At 31.6% G+C, this 16,208-nt stretch carries 14 protein-coding genes; 6 read left to right on the top strand and 8 right to left on the bottom strand.

The annotated features are described in order from the left end of the window. From PBN93_RS06635 to PBN93_RS06625, 3 genes are read right to left on the bottom strand one after another with little or no spacing between them, the layout of a single operon-like run. Window positions 1–1,686, bottom strand: a complete 1,686-nt coding sequence (locus PBN93_RS06635; RefSeq protein WP_077399317.1) for a DUF6909 family protein — start codon at window positions 1,684–1,686, stop codon at window positions 1–3. 57 nt (window positions 1,687–1,743) lie between these two features. Next, on the bottom strand, window positions 1,744–3,240 hold the full coding sequence (locus PBN93_RS06630; protein ID WP_077399320.1) for a GH3 family domain-containing protein: 1,497 nt from the start codon (window positions 3,238–3,240) through the stop codon (window positions 1,744–1,746). Between the two features lie 7 nt (window positions 3,241–3,247). Continuing rightward, window positions 3,248–4,117: a M23 family metallopeptidase gene (locus PBN93_RS06625; RefSeq protein WP_077399323.1), complete on the bottom strand. Its 870-nt coding sequence runs from the start codon at window positions 4,115–4,117 to the stop codon at window positions 3,248–3,250. A 177-nt stretch (window positions 4,118–4,294) separates the two neighbouring features. On the opposite strand from PBN93_RS06625, the gene PBN93_RS06620 reads away from it, so the two are divergent. The 3 genes from PBN93_RS06620 (at window position 4,295) to PBN93_RS16305 (ending at window position 7,418) form a co-directional block, all read left to right on the top strand. Beyond that, on the top strand, window positions 4,295–4,486 hold the full coding sequence (locus tag PBN93_RS06620) for a twin-arginine translocase TatA/TatE family subunit (RefSeq protein ID WP_013620918.1): 192 nt from the start codon (window positions 4,295–4,297) through the stop codon (window positions 4,484–4,486). Between the two features lie 388 nt (window positions 4,487–4,874). Continuing rightward, window positions 4,875–6,983 carry an OmpA family protein gene (locus PBN93_RS06615; RefSeq protein ID WP_271081732.1) on the top strand — a complete coding sequence of 703 codons (2,109 nt, stop codon included), beginning with the start codon at window positions 4,875–4,877 and terminating at the stop codon, window positions 6,981–6,983. Window positions 6,984–7,247: 264 nt separating this feature from the next. Continuing rightward, window positions 7,248–7,418, top strand: a complete 171-nt coding sequence (locus PBN93_RS16305; protein WP_333780843.1) for a DUF6747 family protein — start codon at window positions 7,248–7,250, stop codon at window positions 7,416–7,418. 137 nt (window positions 7,419–7,555) lie between these two features. On the opposite strand, the gene PBN93_RS06610 is transcribed toward PBN93_RS16305, so the two are convergent. The 3 genes from PBN93_RS06610 to PBN93_RS06600 form a co-directional block, all read right to left on the bottom strand. Next, entirely contained in the window at window positions 7,556–8,557 is a 1,002-nt protein-coding gene (locus PBN93_RS06610; RefSeq protein ID WP_077399331.1) for a DUF4837 family protein, read from the bottom strand. Between the two features lie 22 nt (window positions 8,558–8,579). After that, window positions 8,580–10,199, bottom strand: a complete 1,620-nt coding sequence (locus PBN93_RS06605) for a lytic transglycosylase domain-containing protein (protein WP_271081731.1) — start codon at window positions 10,197–10,199, stop codon at window positions 8,580–8,582. Window positions 10,200–10,314: 115 nt separating this feature from the next. Further along, on the bottom strand, window positions 10,315–11,505 hold the full coding sequence (locus PBN93_RS06600) for a phosphoglycerate kinase (RefSeq protein ID WP_077399337.1): 1,191 nt from the start codon (window positions 11,503–11,505) through the stop codon (window positions 10,315–10,317). A 275-nt stretch (window positions 11,506–11,780) separates the two neighbouring features. Here PBN93_RS06600 and PBN93_RS06595 point away from each other — a divergent pair, with 275 nt between their 5' ends. From PBN93_RS06595 to PBN93_RS06585, 3 genes are all read left to right on the top strand, one after another. Next, window positions 11,781–12,932, top strand: coding sequence for a DNA polymerase III subunit (locus tag PBN93_RS06595; RefSeq protein WP_271081730.1), 1,152 nt, complete (start codon window positions 11,781–11,783; stop codon window positions 12,930–12,932). Window positions 12,933–12,934: 2 nt separating this feature from the next. Further along, window positions 12,935–13,336, top strand: coding sequence for a DoxX family protein (locus tag PBN93_RS06590; protein WP_271081729.1), 402 nt, complete (start codon window positions 12,935–12,937; stop codon window positions 13,334–13,336). A gap of 151 nt (window positions 13,337–13,487) precedes the next feature. Beyond that, window positions 13,488–14,477, top strand: coding sequence for a phosphotransferase (locus tag PBN93_RS06585; RefSeq protein ID WP_271081728.1), 990 nt, complete (start codon window positions 13,488–13,490; stop codon window positions 14,475–14,477). On the opposite strand, the gene PBN93_RS06580 is transcribed toward PBN93_RS06585, so the two are convergent. Together PBN93_RS06580 and PBN93_RS06575 are read right to left on the bottom strand one after the other, a co-directional pair. Then, a complete protein-coding gene (locus tag PBN93_RS06580) occupies window positions 14,467–15,711 on the bottom strand; it encodes an RNA polymerase sigma factor (protein WP_271081727.1) in 1,245 nt (414 codons plus the stop codon). The genes PBN93_RS06585 and PBN93_RS06580 overlap by 11 nt on opposite strands. A 1-nt stretch (window position 15,712) precedes the next feature. Next, the gene (locus PBN93_RS06575) at window positions 15,713–16,063 is read right to left on the bottom strand and encodes a YciI family protein (protein ID WP_077399352.1); all 351 of its coding nucleotides are present in this window, start codon (window positions 16,061–16,063) and stop codon (window positions 15,713–15,715) included. Window positions 16,064–16,208 lie beyond the last annotated feature (145 nt).

Below are 16,208 nucleotides of genomic sequence, written 5' to 3'. Positions count from 1 at the left end.
TTATAATTTAAATAATTGTTCTAAAATTTTATTAGTTATTAAGTATGTTGGTTTTACACCTGTTGTGCCTAAACCACCAGATGCCAACGTACTGCCTGTTTCTAGAGGATTATCTGAGGCGTAATAAGCATATCTTACTTTTACATCTTCTTTAATACTTTTTCGTATTTTGGAAGCCGCTTGTATCGCTTTTTGGTAATGCACACCCTCCATCTCTAAACCAATTACTCCCCAAGTAGAGTCCTTAAAGAATTGCAATATATCTTTGTTTTGTAATGATGTTCCTAAGACAGTTACCATTGTTCCTTCTAAAACTTTTAATCCGTGACCTTCAAAATCGGCTGCAGATAGTTCGTTTTTAAAAGGGTAATTGTCTGCTGTTCCTTCAAAAATATGGGCAGTAGCAATCATAATATCACCTTTACCTCCTTCTAAAATTCCGGCTTTACCCATTATAGAAACAGATTCAATATTTAAGAACTCTTTTACACCTTCTTTTTCATACGGTTTTAAAAGCTCATCTATAGTTTCATATGCTTGCTCTCCAAAGGCATAGTCCATTACAAAAATAACAGGCTTTTCATCGTCATTTAACCCCTTTGGAAGATCAAAACAGCATGCTTTATCTCCAAACTTAGCTGAATCAAAAATCTGAACATCAATATTTGTTCCAGAGGTATCATTCAGAGAAATCATTCCGTTTTTCTTGGCATACGCAGTTACTTTTGCCCGTAACTTATCGTTTTTTGGCTTGCTTAAATCTTCATAAATTTCTAAACTATCTTTGGAGTTTGGATACTCTTTTGACAATGCTTTTTTAGCAAACAAAGAGTTCATTACACTGTGCATATTTGCACTAATTATGTGTATTGGTCTATGCAGTATACCGTTTTTTTCTAAAGTCTCTTTTATGGTTAACGCCCAAAGATCTCCGTGAATATGGTGACCTAAACGCTCACGTAAAACAGGACTAAATGTAATTATTCTTTTATCGCCTAATGTTTCTTCTTCTATGGCAAGTTTACCCATCCAGTAAATGGTACGCAAAAACTTTTCTGGATTTTCTTTTGTTGCAAACACTTGGTGCATTGCTTTAACCTCTACAAAAGACCTGCCAAGTATGTTAGCAGTATAACTTAGTGCAACTTCTAATTCTGCCTGTGATAACTCATCAGATTCTAAGGCAGTTTCTAACTTAGTCCAATCTCTTATTGTTTTCTTTGTATCTTCAATTAATACACGTTTGCATATTTTTTCGGACTCTATAAACAAAAAAGTTAAGTGTGTAAGAATATCGTAAATATCAGATCTACCTCTGGTAATTACAATATTCATTTGGTCTTCATCTATACGGTAACAATCTCTTCTTCTTTTTGCAGGTATTATGGCTTTAAAGTGAGATTCTCCGTAACCTTCATCTGAAGTTAAGTTAATGTACCTACATTGTTCTATTCCTTCTGGAAGACGCTCTAAAACATATGTTAAACCATTTAATTCTGATTTTTCCTCTCCTACAGACCCATATATTTCTGGTCTTAATTGCAATAATGCATTACGTAGTGTTTCTCCTGAAACACCCATTGGCTTGTAAAAACCTCTGTTAAACAGGTGTCTCATTGTTATATACAATCGTTCAATTGCATTTGTAGACTCCTGTGCTCTGGTTGTATTTATTATCTTATTCATATTTCTTATTCATTACAAAGCTACATAAATTAACAGTATATTGTTAAGGTTGCTACTTTAGATTAAGGTAAATTCTTTCAAACCATCTGCCAATTTTCGATCATTAGACAAACGTTGTACTTTATTTTGGCCTCCAAACTTACCAATACTTACCATATAATTTTTAAATCCGTTTTTCTGGACTTTAGTTATTTTTAATGTTTGAAGGACCTTTCCTTCAATTAAATCAAAGTAATAACTATTTTGTTTTTGTAAAGATTCATCTATTGTTTTTATAAATAAATCTAAATTCTCTGGTTCTTTTTCAAATTCTATAAACCACTCATGATAGGGCAACTCATTGGTTGTTACAGTTTGCGGCGCAACTGTAAATTCATTAATTCTTGCATCGGTTGCTTTAATAGCCATTTGCATAGCTTCCTCTACTTCTTTAGCAATAACGTGCTCTCCAAAAGCTGATATAAAATGTTTTATTCTTCCTGAAACAATTACCTTATAAGGACTTTTAGAAATAAACTGAATGGTATCTCCCAAATTATAACCCCATAAACCAGCATTTGTAGAAATTATCATTACATAATTAACTCCTATTTCTATGTCTTTTAGAGTGATTCGTTCTGCATTATCTTCATAAAAATCATCTGCCTTAATAAACTCATAAAAGATACCAGAGTTTAAAAGTAATAGCATACCCCTTTCTTGCTGAGAATTTTGATATGCAAAAAAGCCTTCACTAGCAGGAAAAAGCTCAATACTATCTACCTTACGCCCAATTAAATTCTCAAATTTTGCACGATAAGGCTCGTAGTTTACACCTCCATAAATAAACAACTGAAAATTTTTAAATAAATCGCCTACATTTTTACCGGTGGCTATTTGTAATTTTTCAAAATACATTTGAACCCAAGATGGTATACCTGCAATTACGCTCATATTCTCATCTTTAGTTTCTTCAACAATCTTATTTACCTTAGTTTCCCAATCTTCTATACAATTGGTCTCCCAGCTAGGTAACCTATTACGCTGCAAATACTTTGGCACATAGTGCGCAGAAATACCCGATAAACGACCTAATTTTATTCCGTTTTTTTCTTGTAAAACAGGACTACCTTGTAAAAATATCATCTTACCATCTACAAAATCTGCTTCACCAGTTTCGTGAATGTAATTTAAAATAGCATCCCTTGAGGCTTCAATTTGGTATTTAATAGACTCTTTGGTTATGGGTATGTATTTTGCTCCTGATGTAGTACCAGATGTTTTTGCAAAATAAGCAGGTTTGCCTGGCCATAGTACGTTAGACTTACCTTCTACAACCTCATCTACATAATTTTTAAATGCCTCATAATCCCTTACAGGTACATTTTTAACAAAGTCTTTATGCGTTTTTATAGCATTAAAACTATGGTCTTTACCAAACTTAGTATTAGCTGCTTTTTGTATTAATTGATGAAACACCTTTTCTTGGGTTTCTATTGGTTTAGAAATCCATTTGGTATTTTTGGTCGCTATATTCTTAGCAAAAATTTTTGCTGCAAAAGATTTTAAAGACATAATTTACTTATTTAAAATCTATATAATTTGTAGGGTTTACAGAGGTACCATTACTCCACAACTCAAAATGTAAGTGCGGGCCCGTAGTTATTTCCCCTGTATTACCAATAGTTGCAATAACCTCACCTGCTTTTACAATTTCTCCTTGCGCCTTATGTAAAGCACTGTTGTGTTTATAAACAGATAAAAGGTTGTCTTTATGTTCTATTATAATAACATAACCAGTTTCAGTAGTCCAATCTGCAAAAATAACTGTTCCCTGCGCTACAGATTTTATAGGACTGTCTTTTGGTGCAACAACATCTACTGCAAAGTGCTTTTTATCCTTGTCATAATTTTGAGAAATTGTACCACTAACTGGCGAAAATAATACTAAGGAAGATTCTGTTTTAGTATTACCAAATAAATTGTATTTATCTTCTAAAGCAACTTGAGCTCTTAAATTTAAATCCTCTTTAATTGGGCTAAGGTCTACAGTATTAGGATCTATTTTGACTTGCTCAAAGAGCGAATCTCTATTCATTTTATTATTGGCAACATCACCGCTTAAAACCATACGTATATTAGATAAATACTTATTGGTATAATTTAAAACATTAACCAGAGAATCTGTTTTATAGGTAAGTTCTGTGGCCTGTTTTTTTAATTTGGTAGATGAATAACCCGGAATATACTCTCGCAAAGGAGTAAAAGCTATAAGCACAGTTGTAAGTGCAATTAAAACAAAAGTAGAAATCCAACCTAAAACAAAAACATTAAGTCTACTTAGCTTAAAGGAAATTTTTTCTTCAAAAGTATCTTCATTAAGAATAACCAAACGATACTTATTTAAAAGCTTACGTTTAATCTCCTTTCTTTTCTTCCTGTCTTTTGCCATAACAAACAAATATAAACTTTAGAATTATACTATACTAACAAAAATGGGGTTCAAAGTATCAAAATTAAGTTAAATACGCCTAAAACATTAAGTACAAGCACAAAAAGTAATTCTATTACTAATATTAACATTGTTATAGTTACTTTTTATTATCTTTGTTTTTCAAAATTAATTATTATGATTTCATCAAATATTATGTTAGCCATTCCAGGTGGTGCATCTATAGCACTTATAGTTGTTGCAGTTTTATTACTTTTTGGAGGTAAAAAAATACCTGAATTAATGCGTGGTTTAGGAAGCGGCATTAAAGAATTTAAAGATGCTTCTAAAGACGATGATTCTAATGACAAGCTAGAAGAGAAAAAGTAAATTACAATATATCTTAATTTTACAAACCCTGCACGAAAGTGTGGGGTTTTTTGTTCCTAAAATATAGATTTTACCAAAAAATAAAATTCTCTTACCACATTTTTAAGCATCTTTAAACACATATACGCCTCATTTACAACAATTAAAGTTAAAAAAATACAAAGTAACTCTATCTTTGTATTGTTTTAAAAGTTACTTTGTACAGTTTTAATTATTTCAAAAAAAATACCTTTTAACCTTAAGTACTATTAATTATTAACACACTTATACACGAAACTTTAAATAAAGTCGTTAGTTATAGACTGGGGCAACTTTAAAAAAATACTTTTAAAGCTCAACTGCTTCTCAAAAACTTAAACTAAACCCTAGATTTTTTTAACAACTTGTAATGAAAAAATTAATACCTACTTTGTTTTTAATGTTAGCTTTAAGTGCGTCTTCACAAGAAACACAAAAAGAAACAACTACTACTATTTCTAATCCTACTATAGAAAAAGGATTTCCTGTTGCTAATTTAAAATCTGCAGAAAACAGTTTTTACTTTAATAATGATACAGAAGAAAATGTTACCACCAAAAAAGGGAAGTTTTCTGCTAGTAATAGTAAACTAATAAAAAAAGCAAATGAGTATTTTAATATGCTTTGGTATGCAGAAGCTGCAAAATTGTTTGAACAAGCTTTAGAGGAAAATAAAGAAAACTACACAAAAGATATATTGCAAAAAGCAGGAGACTCTCATTACTACAATACAAATATGGAGAGAGCTTACCATTGGTATCAAATTTTATATGACACATATAAAGATGATTTATCAGCAGATCAAATTTTTAAATATTCCCACGCCCTTAAAGGAAATGGTAAATATGGTAAAGCAAAACGTTTTATGCGTTTATATAACCGTATGAAAAAAGATGAACCTACAGAGGTTAAACTAAACAAAGAAGTTAATGCACGTAATGAGCAAATACTAGATGCAATTTTAAACAGAAAACCTACTTCAGAGCTTAAAAATTTAGCTATAAACACAGAGAATTCAGATTTTTCTCCTATGTTTTATAGTAATGATAAAATAGTTTTTGCCTCTGCAAAAGACTCTTCGTTTTTTAGTACAAGAAAATACAAATGGAACAACCAACCTTACTTAGATTTATATGTTGCAAAGGTTAACCAACAGTCTGACGATTTAAAAGACGCTATAAAATTCTCAAAAAAAGTAAATACCAAATACCACGAAGCCTCTGTTACCTTTTCTCCAGATAATACTACAATGTACTTTACCAGAAACAACTATGGTAAAAAACTTAAAAGAGATAAGAACGGAATGAATAACCTTAAGTTATACATGTCTAAAAAAATTAATGGCGAATGGTCAGAAGCTGTAGAATTACCTTTTAATAGTGATAATTACTCTACTGGTCACCCAGCCTTAAGCCCAGATGGTAAAAAATTATACTTCGTTTCGGATATGCCAGGCAGTATTGGAGAAACAGACATTTTTGTAGTAGATGTTTTAGAAGATGGTTTATTTTCTTCTCCAAAAAACTTAGGGCCAGAAATTAATACAGAACAAAAGGAAATGTTCCCTTTTATTAACAATCAAAAACTATACTTTTCATCTAATGGGCACATTGGTTTAGGTGGTTTAGATGTTTATGAAGTTGCTTATGATGAAGAGGGTTTTAAAGAGGTTATTAATGTAGGACAACCAATTAATAGTAATAAAGATGATTTTTCATATATAATTAATGAAGAAACCCAAAAGGGATACTTTGCATCTAACAGAAAAGGCGGCAAAGGAGATGATGATATTTACTCATTTAAAAACTTAATTGTAGAAGAAGTTAATGAAAACGCAATTGCTGGTGTAGTCACAGAAATTGTAACTGGTGAACTAATGCCTAATGCTTTAATCACCTTATTAGATGAAAATAATATTAAATTAAAAGAAGTAGTAACAAAAGATGACGGTAGCTTTGTTTTTGAAGATTTAGACAGCAATACTAAGTATAAGTTACAAGTTAACAAAGAAACTTTTTATGAAGAAAAGCTAGATACCTTAACTGAAGAAAACCAATTAGTAAATGTAGATATTGCAATGAGAAAACTACATGAAATGATTGCTATTGAAAATGGAATTAAGAAGCTTAAAACTGAAAAAATCTTCTTTGATTTTGATAAATCTTACATAAGACAAGATGCTAGTGTAGAACTTGATAAACTTGTAGATGTTATGACAGAATACCCTAATATGAAAATTAAAATTGAATCTCATACCGATGTTAGGGGTAATGATGCTTATAATAAATATTTATCTGATAAAAGAGCTAAATCTACCAGAAAATATATTATATCTAAAGGTATAGATGCAAGCAGAATTATTAGCGCCATTGGTTATGGAGAAGAACAGCTAATTAATGAATGTGAAAATGGTGTAAGTTGTAGTAGAGAAAAACATCAAGAAAACAGACGATCTGAATTTATAATTGTAGAAATGTAAAATATAATCCTAAAAAAACACATATTAAAAAAAGCTTCTAGGTAAAACTAGAAGCTTTTTTGTTTACATATATTACAAATCTTAGACTGTCATAAAGACTTTACCTACAAAAAAATATGAGCTAACTATCTGATAATGTAGTTCATCGGATAAATATTTAAATTATTGGAATAGAACCTTTTTAGATAACAGTTTAACTAAAATTATTGCTTTGTACCGATCGCCCATACGATATTTACTGCTTAATTAATTAAATGCACGCTCATGAAAGGAATTTTACTTTGTAAAGAAATCTATGTAAATGGATTTAAAAACCTTGGGCACTTTATTTTAAAAAACTATTTCAAGATGTTTTCTTGGTTTTGTTTTACATTAATCGTTATTGCAGCTTATGCTTTAATGTATAGAGTGCTAACCGGGTTCGCTTTTGTTTAAATAGGCAAAAAGGTTTAAACAAAAAGACACAAATTAAAAAGCTAACCAATTGCATTTAATAGTGCAATACTATGTGAAAATTAAAGGCTCCAATTTTATTGGAGCCTTTTTAGTTTTAATATGTAGTAAGTTTAAACTTAATTAGAAGCCTCCTTAGGCACAAACTTTAATGTTTTAATAATAGCTTCCAGTTCAAACATAAAGTCTCGTTTAACAGCTGCAGGAGCAAATGTAAAGCCTTCTACAACTAATTTACGTTGGTTAGCTTCATCATTAATAATATAAGATACATAAGGACCCGCCATAGAATAATTGTAGATTTCCCATCTTCCTCTAATTTCAGCTGCTTTTTTACCTCCAATTTCTGCAGGAAATACAGATGGTGCAAAAGCCTTTTCTGTATCCATATACGTACCTTCATTAGGTCCAGGAATGTATTTTTTACCTATAGAATCTCTTTTTCTAACAATATCACTAATAAAAGTTGCCTTATTATTAAAAGAGTCCCAAGGTAATTCATACACAATTAAATTCATTGTGCCGTTTTTAATATCTCTATCTAGCCATATAAAATTATCCTCTACTTTACCTATAGAATATACTGATGGTATATCCATTGTTACACCAAACATATCTTCAATACTAGTATCTTGTAACAATGAGCGTTTAAAATTACTTTGTGTTACTTGCAAATCTGTTTTATTAAATTCTGATATAATTTGATCTGCCTTTTTATTAATAGTTTCTATAAGCTCATCTTCTGTAGGAGCAACAATAACTGCTACGTTTTGAGGTCTAGAATAGGTGTTTTTATTTATGTATGATAAGCTTGTTGTATCTTTTTTTTGAACAACTAAAATAGATCTAGATTTACGAACAGCACCAGTAAAAACTGTTTCTGGTAAGTGACGTAATGTAAAAATTGGTTCATTCCAAGCAATACCAACTACAGATGCAGCAAAATGGTCTCTTACATTGTCTCCTACCTTACCTTCCCAAAGCTCATTACTCATTACTACCGTAAGTGAGTTTACTTGCCCAATAGAGGCAGGGGTAAAATCTTGCTTAGTACTTGTAGCATCTTTACATGAAATAAATGCTAAACTGATGGCAAAAACTAAAATTGAAAATTTTTTCATCTGATTAAAATTGGTTTAACGGTTATATTTTTTTTGTAGAACAATCACACAACATAATTTTTGTGCCTACTTTTAAATTCTTACCACTAATACCGTTCCAATCTTTTAAATTGTCTACAGAAATTCCAGAATATTTTTGAGAAATGGTCCAAAGTGAATCTCCAGATTGTACTGTATGCGTTTTAGCACCTGGAGGAATAGGCTTTTGTTTAGATTGTGGTTTTGCAGATGCTACAACAGCTTTAGAGTTTCTAGAAAAAATAGTTAAACGCTGCCCTACTCTTAAATTATTGCTTCGCAAACCATTCCATCTTTTAATTTCACTAACCCTAACTCCAAATTTTTCTGCAATTTTACCTAAGTAATCTCCGCTTCTAACTCTGTATCTAGATTGTGATTCTGCCTTTACTAACTGAGGTAATGGTTTTTCAATTTTTTTTAACTCTTCTTCAGCTAAAACATAAATAGCATCTTCATTAGTCACAAATTTACCCATAACACTGGTTGGCAAACGTAATGCATGGTTTCTATCTTCTTGAAAAGGTATTACATTTAACTTGTATGATGGATTTAAGATTTCCAGTTCCTCTACACTTACACTTGTAAATCTAGAAATCTGATCAAAAGTAAGCATACTTTTTACATGAACCGTATCAGTTTCAAAATAAGGTCTATCTACAACCTCACCATATATTCCGTGCTCTTTAGCGTATTCAAAAATATACATTGTAGCTAAAAATGCCGGCACATAACCCGCAGTTTCCCTTGGTAAATGATTTCTAATATTCCAATAATTGGTATAACCGCCAGAACGTCTAATAGCCTTGTTTACATTTCCAGGGCCAGAGTTGTAGGCGGCAAGTGCCAAGTCCCAATCGTTATAAATACTATATAAGCGTGTTAGGTACTCACAAGCAGCTCTGGTAGATTTTATAGGATCACTACGCTCATCTACATAGCTATTAACCTCTAGATTTTGCTCCTTACCTGTACCGTACATAAACTGCCACAAGCCTGTAGCTCCTACTCTAGATTTTGCTCTTGGGTTTAAGGCAGATTCTACAATAGCTAAATATTTCATCTCTAACGGCATATTAAAATTATCTAGCTCCTGCTCAAACATAGGAAAGTAAAACTGACTAATAGTTAGCATACGTTCCATTAAGCCTCTGTTACGAGATAGGTACGATTTTATAACGCGTTCTAAAGACTCATTATACTGTACATTAAAAGGTGTTTTAACATTTAAGCGAGCTAGCCTAGCTTTTAATGTATCTGTTGGTAAATCTATAAAACTAACTGGTATATTCTCTATACGTTCAGTAGCAATTTTATTGTAAATAGTATCAAATAAAGAAGCACTTTCTTTTATTTGTTTTAACCAAGCTTTATCATAATTAGCCGCATTATTGTAGTCTGATAATTGATACTTAGTAGCAGAAGAGTCTCCAGAGACCAGTGCAATAATAGGTTGCACTTTTTGTGGTACATCTGCTTGCTTTTTTGCAATAGTATCTACAGTGTCATTCTTTACAACACTTAAAATTTCGGTACTTACAGCCGTAGTAACAATGCTATCTTTTTCTTGTGCAAAAATAGCGGTACCAGAAAACAGTAGTACTCCTAAAAAAATACGTTTCATTTAAAATTCTCTTTTGGTTAGTTTAGTTGATTGCTTGGTAAAGTCGTGTTTTTTTATTTAAAAATAAAATTTTTAACGCTTTTTAAAGCAATCAAAAATTGTGCCTAACCTTTATTTATGCAGTAATGGCTGCAATACCCGGCAAAGATTTACCCTCTAAGCTTTCTAACATTGCACCTCCACCAGTAGATACATAGCTTACTTTGTCTTGAAAACCAAATTGCTTAACTGCGGCAACAGAGTCTCCACCTCCTACTAATGAAAAAGCTCCTTTTTGGGTAGCTTCTGCTATATAATTTCCTATTTCTATAGTTCCCTTGGCATAACTTTCCATTTCAAAAACACCAATAGGGCCGTTCCATAAAATAGTTTTAGATTTTAAAATTACCTCTTTAAAAATCTCTAAAGTTTTTGGCCCTGCATCTAAACCTTGCCATCCTTCTTCAATTTTATCTACATCGGTAATTTTAGTATTTGCTGTATTGCTAAACTCATCTGCTGCAATAACATCTACTGGTATATGTACCTCAACACCTTTTTCTTTTGCTTGTTTTAAAATATCTAAAGCAAGTTCCATTTTATCATCTTCACAAATAGAATCTCCTACTTGTCCGCCTTGCGCTTTTATAAAAGTATATGTCATACCTCCACCAATAATTAGGTGGTCTACTTTATCTAAAATATTTTCTATAATTGTAATTTTAGAAGATACTTTTGCACCTCCTAAAATTGCAGTAACAGGTTTTTCCCCTGTTTGCATTACCTTGTCTATAGCTTCAATTTCTTTGGCTAATAACGCTCCAAAACATTTGTTTTCTGGAAAAAACTTAGCAACAACAGTTGTAGATGCGTGTGCTCTGTGGGCTGTACCAAAAGCATCATTAATATACACATCTCCTAATTTAGATAATTGCTCTGCAAAAGCATCGCCACCTTTTTCTTCTTCTACATTAAAACGTAAATTTTCAATAAGTAATACTTGTCCGTTTTCTAAATTAGAAGCAGCTTTTTCTGCTTCTTCACCAACAGACGTAGAAACAAAATTTACTTGCACACCTAACACATCAGAAACAGTACTGCAAATGTGTTCCAAAGATAAATCTGGTACAACTTGCCCTTTTGGTCTTCCTAAGTGGCTCATTAAAACAACACTACCGCCATCTTCTAGCACTTTAATTATTGTTGGCTTAGCCGCTTCAATACGGTTGGTATCTGTTACATTAAAATTTTCATCCATAGGAACATTAAAATCTACACGAATTAATGCTCTCTTGTTTTCAAAATTAAAATCGTTTATTGTTTTCATAATGTGCGCTTGTTAAATTTAGCTTAGTTAGACTTACAAACTCCAAATGTAAAGATTTAAGTAAAGCCTATAAAACCATTAACAGTATTTTTAGTATTGCCCAGTGTAAAGCCAATATCATTATCATAAAAACTAATTATAGCTTATATTTTTATGTTTTTTACATTTATTTATAAACCTATTTTAAAAACTTGTAAAATAAGCTGTTATGTTTGCTTGTATTTTTAAGCTATTGCACCATTTTTAATTTACTTCATTTGCATATCTTTGACGGTATGCAGTTTCAAGATATTTTAGGACTTTCTCACATAAAAAAACACTTATGTTTAAGTGCAGATGCTGGTCGTATACCACACGCCCAGCTTTTTGTAGGTAATGAGGGCTGCGGCACATTACCAATGGCCATTGCCTATGCACAATATTTATTATGTAAAAATATAAACGGAGAAAACACTGGCGGTATTGAGGCTTGTAATTTAAAATGTGGTAATCTATCACACCCAGATTTGCATTTCGCTTTTCCGGTAACAAACTCAGACAAAGTAAAAAGCCACGCTGTTAGTAATCACTATATGCAAGATTGGCGCGAGTTTGTAAACCACCAGCCTTATGGCAATTTGTTTGATTGGTACCGACTTATTGGTATTGAAAAAAAACAAGGACAAATTGGTGTAGATGAAGCACAGGATATTGTTAAAAAACTTACTTTAAAATCTTATGAAGGTGGTTATAAAGTAATGATTATGTGGATGGCAGATAAAATGAACATAGCCGCTGCCAATAAACTGCTAAAACTTATTGAAGAGCCACCTGAAAAAACCATATTTATTTTAATTGCAGAAGACGAAGAGCAAATTATACAAACCATACGTTCTAGGTGTCAAATTTTGCACTTTCCGCCACTAGCAGAAAATGCAATAACTGAAGCACTAATAAAAAAAGGATTAGACCAACAAACCGCTTTTAAAATTGCACACGAAGCAAACGGAAATTTTAACAAAGCACTAGACCTTATGAATAACGACTCTGAGGATCTTGTTTTTGAAAAATGGTTTGTGCAATGGGTACGTACAGCTTTTAGAGCAAAAGGAAACAAAGCTGCTATACAAGATTTAATTTTGTGGAGTAATGAAATTGCCAAAACAGGTAGAGAAACACAAAAGAAATTTTTGACCTATTGTATGGCTATAATGCGCCAAGCTATGTTAGTAAATTACAATACAAATGAGCTCGCTTTTATGGAAATGCATGTAGAAGGATTTAAACTAGAAAAATTTGCTCCTTTTATTCATGAAAACAATATTTTAGATATTATTACAGAGCTCGAACAAGCAATGTACCACATAGAACGTAATGGTAATGCAAAATTAATTTTAACCGATTTATCTATAAAACTAACAAGATTTTTACACAAAAAAGCAAGCTAAAAATGACTAACGTACACGAAAATATTACTGAAATTTTATTACTAATCTTTTTAATTATTACTTTTTTACAAAGTGGTTTTGATAAGATTACAGATTGGAAAGGAAACTTGTCTTGGTTAACCGGACATTTTAGTGAAACGCCTTTAAAAAACACGGTCCCTTTACTGTTAGGAATTATCTTGGTTATAGAAGTTATTGCAGGCGCTCTTTGTGCTGTTGGTGTAGTACAGTTTATTTTAGACGGACAAAGTACTATGGCTATTTACGGTACAATTTTGTCATGTATTACTTTATTATTTTTGTTATTTGGACAACGTATTGCAAAGGATTATGAAGGCGCAAAAACTATAGTTATTTACTTTATGCCTACAATATTTCTTCTATATCTTTTAGCCAATAAATAGATTATGACGAAAAAAAATTTGAACTTTTAATGCTGTTGCTAGTTGTAGTAATGGCATTTAGTTTTTTATATTTTGAAATAACAACCTACAATTTTCTTATCCTAATTCCGGCTGCGGCATACATTGCAAGCGGAAGATTATTCTTTAAAAAATGACAAATTTTCCAGTAACTGCCTCTACTCTTTCCGCTACAGCTTTAGGCACGATGGTAAAACATCAGTATAATTTAACTGAAGATTTTAAGTGTTCTTTGTTTAGAACAGGCATAAATCACACTTATTTTTTAAAAAACATAAATACTACATATGTTCTGCGCGTATACTGTTACAATTGGAGAACAAAGCAAGAGATTTTAGAAGAGTTAAAACTTTTAGAGCTGTTAAAGGACAACAAGCTTAGTGTTTCTTATGCATTAACAGATAAAAACAAAAATTTTATACAGCAAATACAAGCACCAGAAGGTATACGTTATGCTGTACTTTTTTCTTTTGCTGAAGGAGGAAAAGTTAGGTTTTTAGACCATCAAACAACCTTTGGCATTGGTGCGCTAATGGGAAAAATACACAACACCACTACAAATAAAACAATAGCGCGTGTTAACTATACCACAGAAACACTGGTTACCAAACCCTACAATTTTACGCTTAAACATTTTAATGCCAATTTACCTGAAATGGAATACCTTAGGGAAATAGGTAAAAAGGTAGAAGAAGCTTTTAAAAACAAAAAAATACCAGAAGGTATTGTACATTTAGATGTTTGGTATGATAATATGGCCATAACAGATAATAGAAAAATTACAATTTTTGATTTTGATTTTTGTGGTAATGGTTATTTGATATTAGATGTTGCCTATTTTTGCGCACAACTTTTTCATATAGAAACAGATAAAGAAGCCTATAAACTAAAGGTAAAAGAATTTTTAAAGGGGTACCAAACCAAGACTACGTTAAGCAAAACAGAGGTAGACTTAATACCTATTGCCGCAACCGCAATATGGCTGTTTTATTTAGGTGTACAATCACAAAGGTTTGACTGGTCTAACGTATTTTTAACGGAAAACTACTTAAAAATGTATTTGGGAAAATTAAAAAACTGGATAAATTTTTGTGAAGAAAACCCTATTACTTTTACACTTTAAGTAATGCATCTCTTTTTTTAATTAAATAAGTTTTCTCTGCAAAATTGGGCACATTTTCTATTGCAACATTTAAATATGATATTGCTTTGTCTTTTTTTCCCAGGCATTGGTAGTATTTGGCTTTAACACCATAAAACAAATATGAACGCTGTTCTAGAGCTTCTGGCTCCAATTTTTGTATAATTAAAAATGCTTCTTGTGGTTGGTTTAGTTCTATGAGCACCACTGCTATAGATAAAGAAATAATTGTATTTTCTTGGTGTTGCTCTAACTGTTTGTAAAGTTCTAAAATTTGTTTCCAATTGGTATCTTGAAAAGTAGTAGCTTTTATATGCTCTATAGCTATGGCAGCTTCAATATGGTAAGTACTATAATCTGGGTAGCCATTAGCTTTTTCCAAAGCATTAGTGCCTAAATTTATTAACGGTAAATACCATTTGGTACGATCTTGATTTTTTAAATCAATACTATTAAAGTTTTCATCTACTTTGGCACCTAATCTAGCAGAGTTTAAACATAACAGCGCAAACAAAGCGTAGCTTGCACCACACCTAAACTCCTCTTTGGTTAAAATAATTTTAGTTAATCTAAGGGCTTCTCCGCATAGTTCTTTACGCACTAATAATTTATTGTGGTTAGAATGAAAACCTTCGTTAAAAATAAGATAAATAACCTCTAATACATTATGCAATCTTGCCTTTAGTTGCTTTTTAACAGGCAATTCAAAATTAATTTTTTTGGAAATTACGGTTTGCTTTGCTCTCGTTAATCTCTTTTTTACAGTTTCGGGCTTTAAAAGTAAGGCTGCAGCAATCTCTGATGAGCTAAAACCACCAATGGTTTTTAAAGCAAACGCTATTTGGTCTTTAGCATCTAATTTAGGGTGGCAAGCAGTAAATATCATTCGTAATTCACTATCCTGTATCTCTTCTTTTTCAAACAAGTTGTTAAAAGCTATTGCAGATGCGCTATAGTTCATTTTTTCTATTCGGTTTTTATCCGCATCTAACTTACGTAAAAGGTCTATAACCCTATTTTTTGCCGCTGTAGTAAACCAAGCCTCGGGATTTTCTGGAACTTTTTTGCGCCATTGTATGGTTGCTTTTGCAAAGGTATCTTGCACAGCATCTTCAATAATTTCTAAATTTTTTAATCCAAAGATTCGAATTAAAATAGAAACCATCTTTCCATACTGGTGTCTAAAAAGATGGTCTATAAGTTGTTCATTTTGCATATTACATTTGGTCAAAAACTAAAACCTCTCTAACTTCTACAGTATTACCCAAATCAAAGTCCGGAAAATCTTGTGCAATTTTGCAAGCATGATCCAAATCTTTGGCTGTAATCATATAATAACCACCAACAATTTCTTTAAGTTCAGACGCTGTACGGTCTGTTACAATTCTGTTAGGGCCAGTAATTTGCCTAACTTCTGGGTGCAAAGCCTCGCCGTGTTTTACAACACCCTCTTTTTGCATTTTTTGGTTCCAAGCAAACCATTTTCCCATTCGCTCTTGCATTTGCTCAGGAGAAAGTCCTAGGTCTGTGTACTCTTTACCAATAAAAATAAGCATAAAATCTTTCATTCTTTTTGTTTTAAAATTAATAATTAATTCACTATCAACCCTATAACGAAACAAAAAATAATATGGGGACACTTTTTAATTCTAAATTTAAACTTTTAGTATCTTAAAATTCAACTTGCAACAATTATTACAAAAAAGACTACAA

The organism is Cellulophaga omnivescoria (genome assembly GCF_027915275.1).
Taxonomy (GTDB): Bacteria; Bacteroidota; Bacteroidia; order Flavobacteriales; family Flavobacteriaceae; genus Cellulophaga; species Cellulophaga omnivescoria.
The sequence above is the reverse complement of the archived record's forward strand: the minus strand, read 5'-3'. Positions and strand labels throughout refer to the sequence as shown.